Below are 15,848 nucleotides of genomic sequence, written 5' to 3'. Positions count from 1 at the left end.
ATTTTATCTTTCCATTTTTTTTCATAGCTTTGTGATACCAAAGAAGAAAAATCAAGAATGGATAATTATATAGTTTCGGCAAGGAAATACCGTCCTATGACTTTCAACTCAGTTGTGGGGCAAAGGGCATTAACTACTACACTAAAGAACGCAATAATGTCGGGCAAGCTGGCTCATGCATATCTTTTTTGTGGACCTAGAGGTGTTGGTAAAACAACATGTGCCCGTATTTTTGCGAAAACCATAAATTGCCTGTCTCCAACTCCCGATGGCGAAACTTGTAACCGATGCGAATCGTGTGTCGCCTTTAATGAGCAGCGGTCTTTCAATATACACGAATTGGATGCTGCGTCCAACAACTCGGTAGACGATATACGATCTTTGATCGAACAAGTGCGTATCCCTCCGCAGATAGGAAAATACAAGGTATATATAATAGATGAGGTGCACATGCTTTCACAAGCGGCATTCAACGCCTTTCTGAAAACATTGGAAGAGCCGCCTCACCATGCTATTTTTATCTTGGCTACAACCGAAAAGCATAAAATACTTCCAACAATACTTTCTCGTTGCCAGATATACGATTTCAGCCGTATTACAATCAAAGATACAGTAGAGCACCTTCAATATGTCGCCGATCAGGAGCATGTGAAGGCAGAGCCCGAAGCCCTGAACGTTTTGGCTCAAAAGGCAGACGGAGGAATGCGTGATGCCTTGTCTATCTTCGATCAGGTAGTAAGTTTTACAGGAGGTAATGTAACGTACAAAGCTGTTATCGAGAATCTGAATGTTCTGGATTATGAATATTATTTCCGATTGACAGATTCTATTTTAACCAACAACGTAGTAGAGGGTTTGTTGATCCTGAATGAGATCCTTAGCAAAGGTTTTGATGGTAATAATGTGATAACAGGTATTGCCTCGCACTTTAGGGATTTATTGCTCTGCAAAGATGCAAAGACCGCAGAACTGTTTGAAGTAGGAGCTTCCATCAGAGATCGCTACATAGAAACAGCGAAGAAGTGCACCAACGAATTTTTGTATAAGGCCATCGAGTTGGTCAACGAAAGTGACCTCAATTATAAATATAGCCGAAATAAGCGATTGCTCTCCGACTTGACAATAATTAGGCTTTGCCAATTATCTTCACCTCAAGCAGGAATTGAAGATCAAAAAAAAAAGCAGGTAATTGATCCGATCTTCTCCAAGCAGGAACAACCTGTGCAAGCGGCTGCACCGACTACAAATCAGAGGCCCGCGGCGCAGAGTCCGCAGCCTGCTCAACAATCTCCCGTTCAGCAAAGGGTAACTCCTTCTGTCGCAGCCAAAGAGCCGACTGTCAATGTAGAGCCTGCTAAAACAACACCGAATGCCGGAGGTTTTGGTGTTTCTATCTCAGCGTTCGGAAAGAAAAAAGATGAGGAAACGACAAAAGCTGATATAACGATAGAAGTTCTTAACGACAGATTTACTCCACTCCAACTTATCAACGAATGGAAAGCGTATGCTGAGAATTTGACCGAAGAGCTCCATCTGAGAAATACAATGCTCAATTGCCTCCCTAATCTTATCGCCAATACGGTGTTTGAGGTAATTGTAAATAATCCTGTTCAGGAACAACGTCTTCTTGAATATCAGATGGATATATTGTCAAGGCTGCGAGCACAACTTCGTAATACTCATCTGAGGATGGAGGTTAGGATAAGTGAAAATAATGAGAAAAAATTGGCTTTCACGCCTGCCGAGAAATTTAATCTGATGATGGAAGAAAACGAAAGTTTGCGAAGATTGAAAGATGAGTTTGGCCTGGAGTTATCATAATGAGAAAATCACAAAAAGAGTTAGATTGAGAAGGTAGAACAAAGTAAAAATTTTAGATAAAAACCTCGAAGGTTTAAAATAAATATATTTCTAGGACGAGAGGAAAAATCGTGCTATCTTTGTAGCCTCAAAAAAAATTATTCTCACAATTCCAACAAAGGAGATCTTTTTATGACAGAGCCATTAAAGCATGAATGCGGTATCGTCATGATACGCTTATTAAAACCGCTCGAATATTACCAACAAAAATATGGTACATGGCAATATGGGTTGAATAAACTCTATCTGCTAATGGAAAAACAACACAATCGAGGTCAAGAGGGCGCAGGCTTGGCTGTTGTAAAGTTAGAGTCACCTCCCGGTAATGAATTTATATTCAGAGAAAGAGCTGTGGGATCAAGTGCCATCTCAGAGATTTTCACAAACGTTTATCAGAACTATGAAAAAATATCGGAAGATAAACTCAATGATGCTGAGTATGCCAGTAAATATCTCCCCTTTGCCGGAGAACTGTTTTTAGGGCATTTGCGTTATAGCACTACCGGAAAAAGCGGAATCTCATACGTCCATCCATTTATGCGTCGTAACAACTGGCGGTCAAGAAACTTGGCTTTAGCCGGCAATTTCAATATGACAAATGTAGATGAATTGTTTGCGGAGTTGTTGGCACAAGGTCAACATCCTCGCGACTATACAGATACATTTGTACTTCTCGAATCGGTTGGTCATTATCTAGACAGAGAAGTTCAATATCAGTTTGATAAACACAACAAGAGTACCGGTGCAAAAGGAGAGGAGCTGAACACACTGATAGAGAAAAATCTTGATATCCATTTTATGCTCAACAAGGCAAGTGAGAAATGGGATGGAGGTTATACTATAGGAGGGCTTATCGGATGTGGCGATGGATTTGTTTACAGAGATCCTTCGGGTATTCGTCCGGCTTTCTATTACAATGACGACGAAATTGTTATTGTTGCATCAGAAAGACCTGTTATCCAGACAGCTCTAGGACTTGATGTTGCCGATATAAAAGAGTTAAACCCGGGACAGGCCATCATCGTAAAGAAAGATGGTACAGTTATGTTTTCTCAGATACAAGAGCCTAGAAATGTTTCTCCGTGCTCATTCGAACGCATTTACTTTTCGCGTGGATCAGATTCTGACATATATAACGAACGCAAAAAATTGGGGAAACTTCTTTTGCCTCAAATTCTGAAAGCCATAGATTCAGATATTCAACATACGGTATTTTCTTTTATTCCCAATACAGCAGAAGTTGCTTTCTTCGGGATGACCGACGCATTCAATAAACATATGAATGATGTTAAGCTTAGAAAGATAAAAGAAAAAGGGGCATCTATCACCGAAGAGGAATTGCAAAAAATTCTATCTATGCGGGTTCGTACCGAAAAAGTTGTGATAAAAGATATAAAGCTAAGAACCTTTATTGCACAAGATAAGAGCCGCGACGATTTGGCTGCACACGTATATGATGTTACTTATGATTCGGTAAAGCCATATGAAGATAATCTGGTTGTTATCGATGATAGTATAGTGAGAGGTACTACACTGAAACAAAGTATAATAAAGATACTCGATCGGATTCATCCGAAGAAAATCGTTATCGTATCTTCTTCTCCTCAGATACGTTATCCTGACTGTTATGGTATCGATATGTCGAGAATGAATGAATTTGCTGCATTCAGGGCTGCCATCGAATTGCTGAAAGAAAGAGGAATGCAATCGGTGATAGATGAAGTGTATCGTAAATCTTTGGCTCAGAAGGATAAGCCAAAAGAGGAAATAGTAAACTATGTGAAAGAAATTTATGCTCCTTTTACGGACGAAGATATTTCGAAAAAGATGGCTGAAATGCTAACACCAAAAGGAACAAAGGCCGAAATAGAAATTGTTTTCCAAAGCATTGAAAACCTTCATAAAGCGACACCTAATCACAAGGGAGACTGGTATTTTTCAGGAAATTATCCGACTCCGGGTGGAAACAGAATGGTAAACACCGCTTTCTTGAATTATATAGAAGGAAAAAACAACCGCTCTTATTAAGGGTAATAAATATATAAGAGAGCTGATTTTATATCAGCTCTTTTTTTTATTCACTTTTCATGTAACCATGTCCCTCTTAGAATAGTCTTATTATAAAAGATGTAAACCATTAAATATATAATATGAAAAGGACTCGGCTATTTCTGTTAATTTTATTCGTAGTAGGTATCAACAACATTTATTCTCAAGAATTTGTAACAATATCAGGACGGGTTACAGATTTCGACGGAAATCCTATCGACAGTTGCTGGATAGGCCTTGATTATTCGGATTTTTCGCCTGCTTATCAAACGTATTCAGATAAAGACGGTTATTACTCTCTGGAGAATGTAAAGAAAGGGAAATACAAGTCTTTTTATGCACTTCGCCCCAAAGAGTATCCTCGAAGAGATGCAGTGGCGGACGACGACAAACGTCTTGAGTTTTGGGCATGGAATGTAATAGCAGATCGAGATCTGACGATAAATCCACGTTATCACCGTCTGGAGCTTTATGGCACAAACGCATTCAAAGTCGAGGGAGGATATAATGGCCTCTTTATATACACACGACCTATGAGTGTGGGAAAAGTACTTACATACTCCAAAGAATTGCAGCTAAATAAAGCTAAGGCAGAAAAAGAAATGGATGTATCAGTTAAAACTGAATTTTTCAGAGTGAAGGTATTTATTGATGATAAGGAGGTTGCAGTCAACTCTGTACAGCGTGTGCAGGAATATGTAGGGAAAGATAATCCCAGCATGGGTGCTTATATTATCCAGACAGAGTTACCCAAAGAAAAATCCGAAAAACCATATCGGATAATAAGAGTAGTGGGAGAAAACCTGGAGCATAATGAGATGGGTGAGAATATATATTTCTATGAAGTAAAGAATTACGAGGAAACCCCGAAAAACTGAGGAAGCTATATTTCATAATCAATTTATTATGTTCTTGAAAGTCGGATAATTTCAGAACCAACCAACAATTTAATATCTTTGTTTTATTAATTTGCAATAGTTATTTGATCTGTATAATTTTATCTATTTAAGGTGATACTGAATACCGAGCATTGCAAGCAGAAAGGTGACAGTAAAAAGAATGTAAAAACATGTCACTTTTGTCACCTTTGTCACTTTTTAGGACTTAACATATTGCTGATTCGTATTAAGAATTGATTATGAAAGAAAACAATATAATAGCAGCTATATCTACACCTGCAGGTATAGGAGGGATAGCCATTATACGTCTGTCGGGAAATGGATGTATAGAATTAGTTGACGCTGTTTTTAAATCCTTTAAGGCGAAAAAACTTGCAGAAGCAAAAGCATATACAGTTCATTTCGGATCTATCATCAAAGAGAACGTTGTTTTAGATGACGTACTGGTGAGTGTATTCCGAAATCCGCATTCGTTTACCGGTGAAGATATAATAGAGATATCCTGTCATGGTTCTATTTATATTCAACAAAATATATTACAGCTTCTTATATCAAAAGGAGCGTCTTTGGCTCAACCGGGGGAGTTTACCCAACGCGCTTTCTTAAATGGAAAGATGGATTTGTCTCAGGCTGAATCGGTGGCAGACTTAATCGCATCATCTTCAGCCGCTACACATCGCTTGGCAATGAATCAGATGCGTGGAGGTTTTAGTAATAAACTGATTGAGCTTCGTACTGAACTGTTGAATTTTACTTCTTTGATAGAGCTCGAATTAGACTTTTCCGAAGAAGATGTTGAATTTGCAAATAGAGACCACCTCAAAGAAGCAGCACACCAGATAGAATCACATATAAAAAAGCTGGCCGATTCTTTTAGCATAGGAAACGCAGTTAAATCCGGTATTCAGGTTGCAATTATAGGCGAAACAAATGCCGGGAAGTCTACCTTACTCAACCTCCTTTTGCATGAAGAAAAAGCAATTGTATCCGATATTCATGGTACAACGAGAGATGTTATTGAGGATACGATTAATATACAAGGACTGACTTTCAGACTCATTGATACTGCCGGAATACGGGATACTCATGACGAGATAGAAAGCCTTGGCATTGAACGTACATTTAAGAAGATAGAACAGGCGAATATTGTTTTGTGGGTAGCCGATTGCGAAACCATAAATGAGCATATTGAGGAGTTGTCTCAAAAAATACTGCCTGTAGTTGGTGATAGGAAGTTGATTCTTATATTCAATAAGGTTGATATTATTTCAGCAGAAAGAAAAGCAGAAAAAGAAAAGCTTCTATTGGATAAAATTCCTGAACGGGTTTTCATCTCGGCTAAATATGAGCAAGGAACTAATCAGTTGGAAGACTTATTAGTAAAAACGGCAAATATCCCTGAAATTAGTGAGCAAGATATTATTGTTACAAATGTTCGTCACTATGAGGCTCTCCAAAATGCATTGGTTGCTATAAAACGTGTTTCGGAAGGGTTAGACCTAAAAATATCGGGAGATTTTCTGTCGCAGGATATTCGTGAATGTATGTATTATCTGGGTGAAATTACAGGTCAAATTTCTACAGATGAGATATTGGGTAATATTTTTAGTAAGTTTTGTATCGGCAAATGATAACTAATTAATATTAATAGAAAATAATTATCAATCATCACAAAGTCATCATTTTATGGTGGCTTTTCTTTTTCTCTATTCTATCTTTGCTAATCAATAATTATAGTTGTTTTGATGGTATTTATGTCGTTTTTGTACCGATCATCAGAAAAATTGCATTCTCGTTTGGATTGATGACATAGATTATACATATTTGCAACATATAGCAACGATGTGACACAAAGAGCAACACAAGGCAACAGATTTTTAGCGAAGTTAAAGGATAGAATTATGAGCAATAAATTAGAGATTATAAAAAAATGTGAGTACTGCGGAAAAAGATTCGTAGCACAGAGAACGACGACCCGTTATTGTTCTCATCAATGTAACTCGAGGGCTTATAAAGAAGATAAGAAGAAGAGAAAGGTCGTAGGTCTTAACTATGCCGTTATGCAGGAGATAGAACGGATCAGTGAACGCTTCGAAGAAATTCAGGATAAAGAGTTTCTGTCAGTGGTAGAAACAGCTTTTCTATTAAGTATTGAGAGGACCACTGTTTATCGATATCTACATCGCGGACAATTAAAAGGGATTCGGATGGATGGTAAAACTTTTATCCGCCGTTCGGATATCGACGCGATGTTTGACAATGCCCAAAAATATGAATCAAAGGCCAGACCGAGTGTCGAAGCAAAACCTCTCACCGAATTTTATACAGTAGCTGAAATTAAAGAAAAATTCAATATTAGAGAATCGTGGTTGTTCAAAGTAGCCAGGGAGAATGATATTCCCAAAACTCTGATTCGAGGAAAATCCTATTTTAGCAAGAAGCACATTGATAAATATTTTGAAAAGAAAGGGATCAATGATTATCAGGATATTAGAGAATGGTACACAGTTGCAGATATTATGGAAAAATATGGGTTGACTCTCAATGCAATATACAGCTTCGTCTCAGAGAATCAAATACCCAAGAAGAAAGATGGGCGAATGGTTTTATACTCCAAACATGATTTTAATGTAGCAAAGGGATATGAAAAGCCCAAGGAGCCTGAATATTATTCTGTAGAAGAGGCTATGGAAAAATACAACCTGACTCGTGATGCACTATACCACTATATAAAGTATCACAACATTCCCAAAGTGAAGGATGGTCGATACATTAAGATATCGAAGCCCGAACTTGACAAATTGTTTAACCCTCAAATAACATAATAATATGGCAACACTGACAAGAGTTCATCTCAGACAACGAGATGTAACAAGAGGAAGGATAAGCCTCTATTTAGACTACTATCCCGCAATTCGAGATCCCTATTCCATGAAGATGACACGGCGTGAGTATTTGGGTATTTACATTTATGCAAGGCCTAAAAATGAATTTGAGAAAGAATTCAATAACGAAATGTTAATGAAAGCCGAAGCTATCAGAAGTATAAGGGTGCAGGCTATCATCAATGAAGAATTTGGTTTTCTGGATAAGAATAAAGCAAAAGCGGACTTCCTTATCTACTTCAAAACTAAGGCGGAAAAGAAAGATCAGGAATGGATGAAAGTGTATCTACATTTTTCTAACTTCGTCAAAGGCAAATGTACTTTCGGAGAAGTAACAGTAGATATATGCAATCGGTTTAGAGATTATCTACAGGATGCAAGGCAATTGAAAAACAGAACTATTGGATATCACAGAATTCAGCATCCGGATATTTCTCTACTTTCAGAGCTTTATTGAAGGTCGCGTATAAAGAGAAGTTTTTTAGAGAGAATTTGAATGACTTTCTAGATTCAATAGAAACAACTGACGTAAAGAAAGAATATCTTACTCTAGATGAAGTCAAGTTGCTAGCCAACACCCCATGCGATGATTACCCGATATTGAAAACTGCTTCTTTGTTCTCTTGCATGACCGGATTGCGAATCAGTGATATATTAAAACTCGATTGGAAAGAAATAGAGCCGGCTTCGGATGGAGGCTATTGCATGCGATTACGAACAGAAAAGACTGAAACAGAAACAACCTTGCCAATAAGCGACGAGGCTTTGGATTTATGCGGTAAACGAGGAAAAGGGAAAGTATTTAAAGGTCTACAACGGAGCATGACTCAACAACCTTTAAAAGCATGGGTTGCTAGCGCCGGAATAACAAAACACATTACATTCCATTGCTTTCGGCATACTTTTGCTACCTTGCAAATCGCTTTAGGCACAGATATTTACACTGTGAGTAAGATGCTTACTCATAAAAATGTCTCTACAACACAGATATATGCAGATTTGGTTAGTTCGAAGAAACGAGAATCGGCGAATAAAATAAGCTTAAAATAAAATACAATGAATAAAGGGGAAGTTATAATATATCAAACACCTGATGGTAATACCCAGTTAGATGTGCAATTAGAGGATGAGACTGTATGGTTATCACTAAATCAAATATCAACACTGTTTGAACGAGATAAATCTGTAATATCAAGACATATACGCAATATCTATAGAGAACAGGAGCTGGAAGAAAAAGCAACTGTTGCAAAAAATGCAACAGTTCAAAATGAGAACGGTCGTGAAGTTCTTAGACAAATAGAGTATTACAATCTTGATGTAATAATATCAGTTGGTTATCGTGTAAAATCACAGCGAGGTACTCAGTTTCGTATTTGGGCGAATAATATTCTGAAAGAATATCTTATCAAAGGCTATGCTATAAATCAAAATGCCAAGAATGAGCAATTGGAAAACTTGAAGAAAACAGTCAAGCTTCTTTCTAATGTAATTGCTTCTAAAGCTTTGTCTGCTGATGAAGCGACCGGGTTATTGCGTGTAATAACAGACTATACCTATGCCTTAGATACCTTAGATAGATACGATTATCAAAAACTTGAGATTGAGAAAACGACGGTCGATGAAGCTTTTAAAACGAATTATGACAATGCAATGGAAGCTATTTATGTATTGAGAGATAAGTTTGGAAGTGGCGGTTTGTTCGGAAATGAGAAAGACCAGTCTTTCAAAAGCTCAATTAGTACTATTTATCAAACATTTGGAGGAGAAGAATTATATCCCAGTATAGAAGAAAAAGCAGCGATGTTACTATACTTAGTAACTAAAAATCATTCATTTAGTGATGGAAATAAGCGAATTGCAGCATTCCTATTCCTTTGGTTCTTGGAGAAAAATGGTATTCTATACAAAAGTGACAGCACAAGACTTATTGAAAACAATACACTTGTTGCACTTACTTTGATGATTGCGGAAAGTCGGACGGAAGAAAAAGATATTATGGTAAAAGTTATTGTGAATCTGATAAACCAGAATAATTGATAGGGGTAACAACAAAACTGAAAATCAGATAACAAAATAAATTTAAACCAACATCCCACATATGAACATTACTATAAAAAACATACGTCTACAGAGCCAACAGCTATTAGAACAGCTATTTGATACCCCAAAAGAAGTGGTGTCATGGATGGGAGCAATGCAAGCTCAGGATTTCACTATGGCAAAATGGGCTATCGCTATCCGATCGAAACAATGTACAGAACAAGATATCGAAGACGCTTTCAATCGAGGAGATTTTCTTAGAACCCATATTATGCGCCCAACCTGGCATTTTGTTTCTGCAGAGGATATCAAGTGGCTCCTGAAATTGACAGGAGAGCGAATTAAAGGTGCATGGAAATATGTAAAAGATTTGAAGGTTGATGAACAAGAACTTACAAAATGTTATAAACTGTTAGAAAGGACACTGAGGGACAATAACCATCAGACTAAGGAAGAAATTACAAAAATATTCGAGCAAGAAGGATTGGGGGCTACCGATAGACACATATACCTCTTTACTATGTTCGCAGAAGCTGATGGTATTATATGCAGCGGCTCATTGAAGGGGAATAAGCAAACCTACGCTCTACTGGACGAAAGAGTTCCTCAGAGCAAAGACATACATAAGGATGAAGCACTGGCTATGTTAGCCCAAAGGTATATGCAGAGTCATTCCCCTGCAAGCTTACAGGATTTTGTCTGGTGGTCGGGGTTGACAATCAAAGATTGCAGACATGCCTTTGGTCTAATAGACAATGAATTGGTAAAAGATCATTTCGGTTCTACCGAATTATATATTCATAAAGGCTATAAAGAGTGTGCTTCTTTGGATACAGATATACTTCATTTCCTGCCTGCTTATGATGAGTATATTATCAGTTACAAGGATAGGACAAATGTGCTAGATTTAGAGCACCATCCGAAAGCTTTTAATAACTATGGAATATTTCAATCAATTATACTGTATAATGGGCATGGTATAGGTAATTGGAAAAAGATTAAGAAAGCGAAAGGGATTGACTTTGATATTTCTTTTTGGGATAATAAGCTCAAAATAGACAAAGAGTTGCTTGCCTTAGAAGGGAAGAAGTTCCAAGATTATATTAAGAAATAAGAATAGCAATGAATTTTAAAGCTAAACTATCGGAGCGGATTGGTATGGATGATATCCATGAAATACTTCGTTTAACTCAGCAAAGTGACAAACGAAAACAAGAATTATATGATTTAGTTATTGGAGAAGATAAAAAAATAGGATACCATGCTGCTTGGATATTTACACACGTCTCTTCAGAGGACAATAAATGGCTGCAGGGAAAGCAAGATGAGCTTATTGACGAGGTGATGACATGTGAGCATGGAGGTAAACGAAGGGTTATCCTGAATTTGCTTTATAAACAGCCTTTGGCAGACCCTCCGAGGGTTGATTTTCTGGATTTCTGTCTGGAGCGAATACTCTCAGTTAAGGAATTACCCGGAGTGCAGTCACTCTGTATGAAAATAGCTTCGAGCTCTGCCGTACTATTCCTGAATTAACGCAGGAATTGAAAACTACTCTAGAGATGATGGACGGGAAATTATGTCCGGCAATATGCAGTGTCCGAAAGAATATTCTTAAAGCGATGCAGAAAGGGAAAAGTATGCAAAGAGCTAAAGGGTAAAACATCATAAAGATTTTAGAAGAATCATACAAATTCTCCTAATCTATATATAAATATTTAGCCAGTCTAAACTTCCATCCCATAAAGTCAACTAAAGATTGTGGAGATAGTATTTTTTAGTATCTGCATATCCAAAGAATTAGCGTTGTAGCTCCTGATTGATAACTACCTTTACTTCAAATACCATAGAACCGTCTTCCTGTGTCTCGATCAACTTTTGACTTTTATGAAAAGGCTTGGTCTGAACATAGGGCGCATTTTCTTCATTTACCAAAAAACGGACAACTTCAGCTTTCATTCCTGTATTTTTAGTGACGCCAACCAAATCGCCAAAAAAGGTCTGGGGATCGAATAAATTATTTTCAACAAACCTTTCTTTTTCTGCGATCTCTATATTATGTATCCTATCCAAAGCCAGATTGATAATATTTCCTTTTCGGCGACCAAATACAAACCAGCGGTTGCGATATTCTTTTAATAAGTAAGGATAGAATAAAAATGTATTTGCTGACCGGGCTTTTAAGGATCGGTATTTGAATATCTGAAAGATTTAATGGATGTATTCTACAATCAAGGCTTACACATGTGTCCTGACACGACGACAAATAACGACAAACTACGACAGGTTAACCTTTCTTCTTTTTATCCTTTTCATTTTTACACTTGTAATTATAATCATGGACGTTGCAACGCCTTTTTTTAACCATTAATTCAAGCAGATTGTATTATGATGTGTACGGAAATTACTTTTGAGAAACTGCCAGAGGCACTATCCTATCTAATCAAATCGGTATCAGAAATAAAATCTATGATCGAAGATCGGAAAAGATTAGATTCACCAAGAGGAAAGATTCCTATTGGAATTGACGAGGCTTGTTGTATTATTCAAAAAGCCAAACCGACAGTTTATGCATTAGTCCGAAAAGGTCTATTGCCAAGTTATAAGCGTGGCAAAAAGCTATTCTTTTTCGAAGAAGAACTGATAGAATGGATTGCAAAAGGAAGAAGAAAAACAGCCGAAGAAATCAGGGTCGAAATCGAAAAAGATATGTATAGCAGACGTCGAAAAAAATGACTGATTAATTGTATATTAATTTCGCATTTATGTCTCATCACTTAAATCAAAACTATATGGACAAAGAATTTATTATGCTAGAGAAAAACGTTTTTAATAAAATGCTGGATCGCATAAATCACCTCGAAAAGTATGTTGGAATATTATGTTTAAGGCATACTCCAGCCGATTTATTGATATGGCTAGACACACAACAAGTTTGTTCCATTTTATGCATTGGCCCTAAAGCATTACAAAAGTATCGGGATGCAGGTAAAATTGGATTCTCACAAGTTGGAAGAAAGAATTTTTATCTAAAAAGTGATATAGAAGTATTTCTAAAAACAGTAGTTAAAGTAAAGAATAAATATAATAAACGATGAAAAAAATAACCGAAAACGATGCCAGAGTTTCATACTTTTTCAACTCTATCGATCGCATAATGGATCAACTCAGGACTCTTTCTAAAGATTGTAAACTCGGATTGAATGGTGATCGCTATATGACCGATGAAGAATTGTCAAAATATTTGAGAGTGAATCGGCGCACATTATCAGATTATCGTAAAAACGGGATATTGTCTTATATTAACTTTGGCGGTAAGACCTTATATAAAGAATCTGAAATTCAGGAAATTTTAGATGCATCTTATTCTCCCAAAAGATAATAATCTTGGACTCAATTGAAAGTGAATATTAATATACTCAATCTAGCTCTCGTATGATTCCGGTATATGGTTTATAATCGATAATAAAATATCCTGCTAAGTTCCAGTAGCAGGATATTTTTTCTTAAAACAAACTTGACTTCTCATCTATTTTAATTCTCTCTCCAAAATCTTTCCTGACAGCATAAACATCATTCTATCTAGCCTCATTAAAGGCGCCCTATGCGATAACCTGTCATCATTATGTTATCCAATGGTCAGTCTATTTGTGGTAGCTGCTATTAAAAAAAATGAATACAACAGTTTTTTGTCTCGGGATTTTTCTAAACATCCCGGATACCACCCATCGAAAAGATAGATTCATCTTTTGAATGAACCTTAAAATAGGACAATAATGTCCATGATATTAATATCCAAAAGAGATTATAAAGTTGAGACAAAGTCTCCTCCCTCATTTGTCTTCATAGTTTTTTTTTAATATTTAACTTATATTCATTGACTTTACATCTAGGCATCAAACTTTTTTCTATCAGCTATATCAGCATTTTTTTAGTTGTAAAAATATACCTTGCTCCTCTTAAAAGTCATAAGATTTCAATATTATTCAGTATAAGAAAAAAAGGCCATCGATTTAACACATTTTGAAATGCCCTAAAATAGGGATAAGTAGGCATTTTTAGGGACTGAAAGTCCTAGTTCTGCCTGGGACTATACACCCTGTGCAAGAAATAGAAACCTATTTCTAAATACTACTCCGAAAGAGCAATATTCATTATTGATACTCGTAAAAGTTTAAAGACTACAACATATAATTCCATTATTTACAGCTGTTTGTTTTATAAAAGTTTGACTTTTTGTTTAAATTGTATACAAGAATATGCAAACCTTAGATATGGCTCTATCTGTGCAACTATCTCCAGGTTTCTATAATATTCCTATAATAAGATGTTAAATCATTCCTAAAAATACACTATCCGGAGGAACGATTATTATTTGTAAATTACTATAACACAACTTCACAATGAAAGAGACATTCAGAACCTTGTTTTTTATAAGAAAAAATCAATTAAAAGACAATGGACTAGCAACTATCATGATCCGTATCACAATCAACGGAAAGCAAATTGAGTTTAGCAGTAAATTAGAAATTGATCCAATAGCCTGGTCTCAAAAAGAGAATAGAGCGATTCATGAGCCTTTTCTGTATATCAATGAACTCTTACAAGAAATAAGAGCTAAGATAAAAGACTTTTACTTTAACCTGTTATCTAGACATCAGTCCGTATCCCCAGCCAGACTTAAACAGGCCTATTTAGGAAATGATAATGAAATGCTGCTTAGTTATCAGTTTAAGGAACAAATTAAGATCTTCCGTTCTAAAAATGGTAGAAATATATCGGCTGTCACTGCTGATTGTTATAAACTTACGCACAGGCGTATCAACGAGTTTTTACTTAAGAAATACAAGAGAAAAGATATACTGATTCAGGATATTGATTTGGTATTTCTTGAATGTTTTTATACTTATCTGAGGGAGGAGCATAACTGTAGTAATAATACGTCTATCAAATATATGAAACGATTCGCAGCGATTTTAAACTTTGCAGAAAAGATCGGATTATTAAAGATCAACCCATTTGGACTATTCCGATTCCATATAGAGAAGAAATATCCTGTTTATCTTACTGAAGATGAGGTAGACCTAATTGCCGGGAAGACCTTTATGACAGAGCGATTAAATAGAGTGAAGGATATTTTCGTATTTTGTTGCTGGACAGGCATATCTTACAGGGACGTTTGTAACTTAAGAATATCGGATATTGAGTGTCGGAATAAGCAATATTGGCTTGTAGTCACCAGACAAAAAACACATAACATATCACAAATACCATTATTAGACGTTCCTTTGAAAATATTAGAAAAATATCATCCGAACTTCAATATGGATTCATCTGACAAGTCTATATTCTCAATATCGAGTAACCAGAGGGTCAATGAATACCTGAAAGAAATAACAAATATCTGCGGTATCCGGAAGAACATCGGCTTTCATTGCTCAAGACACACATTTGCCACGCTGGCACTGAACAAAGGCGTATCGTTGGAGTCTGTAAGTAAAATCCTTGGGCACACGAACATCAGAACTACAATGATTTATGCAAATGTTACAAATCAGAAAATAGAATTGGAAATGAAAAAAATGAGGGGATAAATGAAGAAAACAGTTAAAAATGACCCTATCTCGCCAATCCAAACTGGCCCCCTTGAAGATTTTTTGTTTCTAAAAAGCTAACAACTTTATTATACATAAAAGCAAAGAATATATTTACTCATTTGCCTGCCTCATGCTGTATATTTGTAGGAAAAAATTAGAATTTGTAAATAGTAGTTCAGACAATGATAAAAGTTATAGCCGAGGATTTTATAAAGGAAGAATATTTAGATATTGTAAAACCTCTTTATACAGAATTAATTGCTAAGACTAAATTGGAAAAGGATTGTATTGAATTGAATATAATCTTTATATAGATCAGGATGATAAAACTCACTTTATCTTCATAGAAGAATGGCCGGATCATGAGGCATTGGACAGACATTGCCAGACAGAACATTTCAGAAGGCTTGTACCCCTAATTAATAAACATCAATCCAAAGAGTGTGAATTTACAATTATGGAAATTTTTCAATAAGTACAATAAGTTTTAACATAAACAGATGAAATACATCTTA

Annotated in this window: 13 protein-coding genes and 3 pseudogenes; 14 read left to right on the top strand and 2 right to left on the bottom strand. The window is 36.2% G+C overall.

Going from position 1 to position 15,848, the window contains the following annotated elements:
* Nucleotides 1-57: 57 nt before the first annotated feature.
* From E4T88_RS14010 to E4T88_RS13970, 9 genes and pseudogenes are all read left to right on the top strand, one after another.
* Nucleotides 58-1,821 (top strand): DNA polymerase III subunit gamma/tau, encoded by a 1,764-nt coding sequence (locus tag E4T88_RS14010; RefSeq protein WP_135106484.1) that lies wholly within the window; start codon nt 58-60, stop codon nt 1,819-1,821.
* Between the two features lie 171 nt (nt 1,822-1,992).
* On the top strand, nt 1,993-3,888 hold the full coding sequence (locus tag E4T88_RS14005) for an amidophosphoribosyltransferase (RefSeq protein ID WP_135106482.1): 1,896 nt from the start codon (nt 1,993-1,995) through the stop codon (nt 3,886-3,888).
* A 122-nt stretch (nt 3,889-4,010) separates the two neighbouring features.
* Nucleotides 4,011-4,787 carry a carboxypeptidase-like regulatory domain-containing protein gene (locus tag E4T88_RS14000; RefSeq protein WP_135106480.1) on the top strand — a complete coding sequence of 259 codons (777 nt, stop codon included), beginning with the start codon at nt 4,011-4,013 and terminating at the stop codon, nt 4,785-4,787.
* 260 nt (nt 4,788-5,047) lie between these two features.
* A complete protein-coding gene (gene mnmE / locus E4T88_RS13995) occupies nt 5,048-6,439 on the top strand; it encodes a tRNA uridine-5-carboxymethylaminomethyl(34) synthesis GTPase MnmE (protein ID WP_135106478.1) in 1,392 nt (463 codons plus the stop codon).
* 270 nt (nt 6,440-6,709) lie between these two features.
* Nucleotides 6,710-7,633 carry a helix-turn-helix domain-containing protein gene (locus tag E4T88_RS13990; RefSeq protein WP_135106476.1) on the top strand — a complete coding sequence of 308 codons (924 nt, stop codon included), beginning with the start codon at nt 6,710-6,712 and terminating at the stop codon, nt 7,631-7,633.
* A 4-nt stretch (nt 7,634-7,637) separates the two neighbouring features.
* Nucleotides 7,638-8,743, top strand: a pseudogene (locus E4T88_RS13985) (site-specific integrase).
* A 6-nt stretch (nt 8,744-8,749) separates the two neighbouring features.
* The gene (locus E4T88_RS13980) at nt 8,750-9,733 is read left to right on the top strand and encodes a virulence RhuM family protein/type II toxin-antitoxin system death-on-curing family toxin (protein ID WP_135106474.1); all 984 of its coding nucleotides are present in this window, start codon (nt 8,750-8,752) and stop codon (nt 9,731-9,733) included.
* Nucleotides 9,734-9,794: 61 nt separating this feature from the next.
* Nucleotides 9,795-10,850 carry a winged helix DNA-binding domain-containing protein gene (locus E4T88_RS13975; RefSeq protein ID WP_135106472.1) on the top strand — a complete coding sequence of 352 codons (1,056 nt, stop codon included), beginning with the start codon at nt 9,795-9,797 and terminating at the stop codon, nt 10,848-10,850.
* Nucleotides 10,851-10,858: 8 nt separating this feature from the next.
* Nucleotides 10,859-11,397, top strand: a pseudogene (locus E4T88_RS13970) (HEAT-like fold family protein).
* A gap of 139 nt (nt 11,398-11,536) precedes the next feature.
* On the opposite strand, the gene E4T88_RS13965 reads toward E4T88_RS13970, so the two are convergent.
* Both E4T88_RS13965 and E4T88_RS18790 read right to left on the bottom strand, forming a co-directional pair.
* Complete coding sequence (locus tag E4T88_RS13965) at nt 11,537-11,809, bottom strand: hypothetical protein (RefSeq protein WP_497707120.1); 273 nt, start codon at nt 11,807-11,809, stop codon at nt 11,537-11,539.
* A gap of 33 nt (nt 11,810-11,842) precedes the next feature.
* Nucleotides 11,843-11,938 (bottom strand): annotated as a pseudogene (locus E4T88_RS18790) (helix-turn-helix transcriptional regulator); the annotation flags it as partial.
* A 186-nt stretch (nt 11,939-12,124) separates the two neighbouring features.
* Between E4T88_RS18790 and E4T88_RS13960 the strand changes: the two are divergent.
* The 5 genes from E4T88_RS13960 to E4T88_RS18410 all read left to right on the top strand — a co-directional run bounded on the left by E4T88_RS13960 (nt 12,125) and on the right by E4T88_RS18410 (nt 15,808).
* The gene (locus E4T88_RS13960; protein ID WP_167755466.1) at nt 12,125-12,472 is read left to right on the top strand and encodes a helix-turn-helix domain-containing protein; all 348 of its coding nucleotides are present in this window, start codon (nt 12,125-12,127) and stop codon (nt 12,470-12,472) included.
* A 56-nt stretch (nt 12,473-12,528) separates the two neighbouring features.
* Entirely contained in the window at nt 12,529-12,834 is a 306-nt protein-coding gene (locus E4T88_RS13955) for a helix-turn-helix domain-containing protein (protein WP_167755465.1), read from the top strand.
* Nucleotides 12,831-13,118, top strand: coding sequence for a helix-turn-helix domain-containing protein (locus E4T88_RS13950; protein ID WP_135106468.1), 288 nt, complete (start codon nt 12,831-12,833; stop codon nt 13,116-13,118). Before E4T88_RS13955 ends, E4T88_RS13950 begins: the two co-directional genes overlap by 4 nt.
* Nucleotides 13,119-14,139: 1,021 nt before the next feature.
* On the top strand, nt 14,140-15,330 hold the full coding sequence (locus E4T88_RS13945; RefSeq protein WP_135106467.1) for a site-specific integrase: 1,191 nt from the start codon (nt 14,140-14,142) through the stop codon (nt 15,328-15,330).
* Between the two features lie 295 nt (nt 15,331-15,625).
* The gene (locus E4T88_RS18410) at nt 15,626-15,808 is read left to right on the top strand and encodes a putative quinol monooxygenase (RefSeq protein ID WP_221411806.1); all 183 of its coding nucleotides are present in this window, start codon (nt 15,626-15,628) and stop codon (nt 15,806-15,808) included.
* Nucleotides 15,809-15,848 lie beyond the last annotated feature (40 nt).

It is taken from the genome of Dysgonomonas mossii, assembly GCF_004569505.1.
GTDB lineage: Bacteria > Bacteroidota > Bacteroidia > Bacteroidales > Dysgonomonadaceae > Dysgonomonas.
The sequence above is the reverse complement of the archived record's forward strand: the minus strand, read 5'-3'. Positions and strand labels throughout refer to the sequence as shown.